Source organism: Vibrio sp. 1641 (genome assembly GCF_033339995.1).
GTDB classification, from domain to species: Bacteria; Pseudomonadota; Gammaproteobacteria; order Enterobacterales; family Vibrionaceae; genus Vibrio; species Vibrio alginolyticus.
Window position 1 is genome coordinate 1 of the sequence record NZ_JAWOVP010000161.1, and the last position, 720, is coordinate 720.

The following is a 720-nucleotide window of genomic DNA, read 5'->3' on the forward strand; positions in this document are numbered from 1 at the left end:
AAAGAAAACCCAGTAATTTCGCCTTGAGGAGAACGACATGCCGAGTTCTGAGGCAATAACGCGGCAACAAGAGGTGCGATACCCGCCATCATAGCCCAGCCAGCGTAGCGGAATGCTTTTGATTCCAACTCAGTGAAAGAGCCTAAGTTTGGTGCCGTTTCTGCATCTTCATCAATTGGCATCTTTGCAAGACGTGGCTCGATGATTTTCTCAGTCACGTACCAACCGATAGCAACGATGATCACTGAAGATAGACCAGTGAAGAAGATGTTTGCTAGAGGGTTAACCACGTATTCAGGATCAAGAACCTGTGCTGCCGTTTGTGTGAAACCAGCGAGCAATGGGTCAATACCTGAAGGAATGAAGTTTGCGGAGAAACCACCAGACACACCAGCAAATGCCGCTGCGATACCAGCTAGAGGGTGACGACCAGCGGCATGGAAAATGATACCACCTAGAGGAATAACCAAAACGTAGCCCGCATCAGCCGCGGTATGCGAGATGATTGCGACAAGAATAAGCATTGGTGTAAGTAGCTTCGCTGGAGTGAAGTTCAGCATCTTCTTAAGGCCAGTCGTGATAAAACCGGAAGAATCCGCAACACCTACACCCAACATTGCAACTAATACGATGCCTAGAGGTGCAAAACCAGTAAACGTAGTGACCATGTTAGCAAGGAAACTTGCTAGAGCTTCACCCGTAAGTAAGTTAGTAATGGTA

Annotated in this window: 1 protein-coding gene; it reads right to left on the reverse strand. The window is 47.6% G+C overall.

What is annotated here, in order from left to right:
- Positions 1-720, reverse strand: a 720-nt coding sequence (locus R7Z47_RS24815) for an AbgT family transporter (protein ID WP_318130758.1), incomplete at both ends; no start/stop codon positions are given.